The following is a 3,370-nucleotide window of genomic DNA, read 5'->3' on the forward strand; positions in this document are numbered from 1 at the left end:
AATCTCTGTAACACTGTTGAAATATTATTACGATTATGTTACATTTTGTTTACGTTATTATGTTTTAGGGAGAATGTTTATGAAGAAATCAAGCAATGATTCAAATAATTCACAACATAAAGAAGCGACGTCTGAAAAACAAGCACCTTTTTCAAGGGTCGAATCACATCAAAAGCAAACAACGGGAACGGCAAAACGCACGCCAACCGCCAATCGTCAAGTTTCTAAAAAGAAGCCAACCCATCGTAAGTATCTCTTTTCATTGATGACGCTTCTGACAATTGTCATTATCGCCACTGGCGGCTATATCGCCTTTACGTTGAAGCAGCAAGAAGCCTTGGCACGGGAAAAATATGAGGCTGCTGCTGAAAAGTTATTGGCATCGATCCAAGAAGAACAAGTTAAAGAGGGAATCCCAGCAAAACTCGAAACATTGTCTAATGGGGACAAGAAAGAATTGATTTTCCGACCAAAAGAAGAAAGTACGATTCCTGTCAAAGATGCAAGCAAGAAATTGTCGACCATGGCGAACAAATTATGCAAAAAACACACCGACAAAGAGACAGTCACTGTTGCTCGAATTGAAGCACAAGCTGTCGCATCGAAAGTGTCAACCTATTCTTTAAAAGCGGACAGCTATGTTTGGAATCGGGAAACTGGTCGCTTTGAAGATGCGGATAGCGTGGTTGCCGATCCAATTTTTATTTCCGAGAAAACCGGCAATGAATTATCCTTGAAAGACTTGATTCCAGATGAAGGCAGCTTGCTAGGAATCCAGCAAGTGATTCAACAAAAGCTTTTGGATCAAGCCAAAGAACCGACTAAAATCATTGATGCGGTCTTGGGGATGGACCGAATCACCTATGATTCAAAGTTTACTTATGATCCTGAAAAAATAACGCTCCAGTTGCCGCAAAATCAAACAGGCGTATCCGAGATCACTTTGGCTTACAAAGAGATTGCGCCCTTTATTGATCCAGAGCTGGTCAATGCGGATCAATTGAAAGAGCAACAAGCGATGTTAGACGAAAACAAAAAATATGTTGCGTTGACTTTCGATGATGGACCAAACGATACCTCGACATTGGATCTCTTAAAAATCTTGAAAGACAATGATGTGAAGGCGACGTTTTTCGAATTAGGCCAAATGGTGGATCGATACCCTGAAGTCGCGAAAAAAGTCCATGAGGAAGGGCATGAAATTGCCAGTCACTCCTATTCACATCCGCAATTAAATACGTTGTCGCCAGAGGAGGTCAAAGCGGAAATAACCAAAACGGACAAAGCCATCTATCAGGCGACAGGGGTCTTGCCTAAAAATTTGCGCCCGCCATATGGAGCGATCGATCAACAAAGCGCCCAAGCGGCAGGAAAATCGATCATTCAATGGAGTGTTGATACCGAGGATTGGAAGCTGAAAGATCCAAACAAGATTTTGAAGGTCGTCCAAAACAATGTTTACGATGGATCGATTATTTTGCTCCATGATATTCATCCGAAATCCGTTCAAGCCGTACCTGGTATTATTCAAACGCTGAAAGCGCAAGGCTATGAATTTGTGACGGTGGATCAATTGCTCAATGGCAGCCAAAAACCAATGTATCAATACTTTGGTGCAACAGATGAACGCAGTGTTAGCTAATAGCTGAAAAAGGAAGTGATGGCAATCATCGCTTCCTTTTTTTAAAAACGAACGCTGCAGTTGCCGCTTTATCACTCGGAGGAGGCAAATGCTCGGAGGTAGTCATCATCCAGTAGTAAAGCAAAATCATCGGCAAGGGCACCTTGATCCAATTCTCGCATAATAGCCAACATCTTTTGCGTGATCGTTTCACCAGCTTTTTGATCGCCGGTTCTTATGAGCAACACGCCTTGGAAAAACTTGCAGACGGCTTGGTGGAAAAATTCTTTGTAGTCTGTCGCCAAAAGTTTTAATTGGACGACGAGAACTTCCGTCGCATCGTATTGCTGGTGTTTTAGCGTATATTCGATCAAATTGATCAGTAGTGCGCAATAGATTTCCCGACCTTTTTCCATATCGATGTAGTATTCGAGCATCTTGGATACTTTTTTGAAGAAGAGGAAATTATGGTCGTTGTCCAACAGGTCGATGGTGTTGCCAAATAGTTGGATTTCTTGTAACGTCCAGCTCTCAACATCAACGAGATAGGAGATAATCGTTTGACGATCACATTCCAAAACCGCACGTTTCCGATAGACGCCATGCTCTGCCAAGCATTGCAGCATGCGAATCCGTGAGCGAACCTCTGCAATGCGGACATTGTTAAGTCGGCTAGAGGTTTGCTGCAGCTCCTGTAATAGAATTTGTAACTGGTTGATATCGTGCTTGTTTGAATATTGCGTGTACCGATGGTTGTAGCTGTTTTGCTCATCCAGCCGATAGCCATTCGCGATATAGAGAAATTCATCGATATCCATTGATAGATTTTCTAAGATTTGCAACAGCAGGTTGGCAGCAATCTGATGCTTGCCTTTTTCAAATTCGATGGCATAGGATTTTGAAATAATCGTGCCATAGACTTCTTTTTGGGTGAAGCCTTTTTTCAATCGGATTTGTCTGATCGTTTCGCCATACATAAGAAAGCCTCCGCTCTCATTGAATTAATGAAATCATGTATCCCCATTATAGTAAAACAAGTCCAGTGTAGGAATTAAAAAGGTCTTATATTTCAGACCTCAACTTATTTTATGAGAAAACAGTTGGTAGTTTTTGTGATGATTGCTAGTTAGACAGATACAAAAATAAACCAAATCAATTGAAAAACGTGAGAACGCCGGGTTCTCACGTTTTTTTTTTATTTCTCATGGCGACCTTTCTTTCGAAAGAAAAGTAGTCCAGCAATTCCAATGACCATTATCCCAACAGCTTGCATAAAAAAGGATAAAAGTCTATTTTCACCTGTTTTGGGTAAATAGCTATTGTCAGCTGCAGTGTATGAATTGATCTGTTGCTTATGATTTAGTCGGGTATTTTCGCGCTCTTCAGTATTGTCAAAGTTTTTCTTAGATGGTTCTTTAGGTTTTTGTTGAACAAGTATTTTTCTGATCGATTTGACTCTAGAAGGAGTGTTGCTTTTCTGTTGTCTATGAATGCCGTTATCCAAATTTTTCGTTGTCGTTGCTTTAGATGACGGAAGGGCTGCAATCTGTTCTTTTCCTTTAGGGTGAACAATCGTCATTGCTTTAGGTTCAGCATTGACAGGAATTCCAGGTTGCGGGAATTCCGTTTGGTTTAAAGGCGTCGGTATCTTACTAGGTACAGCCATCGGAATTTTCGTCGGAACCAGCAATTCCTGCTTTTGGTTGATCGCAGTTGGCGTAGCACCAGGTACAGCATAAGGCACTTTAT

3 protein-coding genes are annotated in these 3,370 nt (G+C 41.3%); 1 reads left to right on the plus strand and 2 read right to left on the minus strand.

Annotation, left to right across the window (positions count from 1 at the left end; all coding sequences use genetic code 11):
* Positions 1-79 precede the first annotated feature (79 nt).
* Entirely contained in the window at positions 80-1,642 is a 1,563-nt protein-coding gene (locus tag A5867_RS07115; RefSeq protein WP_170927516.1) for a polysaccharide deacetylase family protein, read from the plus strand.
* Between the two features lie 71 nt (positions 1,643-1,713).
* Here the strand turns inward: A5867_RS07115 and A5867_RS07120 are convergent, their stop codons facing one another.
* Positions 1,714-2,598 carry an Rgg/GadR/MutR family transcriptional regulator gene (locus tag A5867_RS07120; RefSeq protein WP_087627235.1) on the minus strand — a complete coding sequence of 295 codons (885 nt, stop codon included), beginning with the start codon at positions 2,596-2,598 and terminating at the stop codon, positions 1,714-1,716.
* A gap of 218 nt (positions 2,599-2,816) precedes the next feature.
* Positions 2,817-3,370, minus strand: a 554-nt coding sequence (locus A5867_RS07125) for an LPXTG cell wall anchor domain-containing protein (RefSeq protein WP_170927517.1), incomplete at its 5' end; no start/stop codon positions are given.

Origin of the sequence: Enterococcus sp. 6D12_DIV0197 (assembly GCF_002174385.1) — a bacterium.
Taxonomy (GTDB): Bacteria; Bacillota; Bacilli; order Lactobacillales; family Enterococcaceae; genus Enterococcus_D; species Enterococcus_D casseliflavus.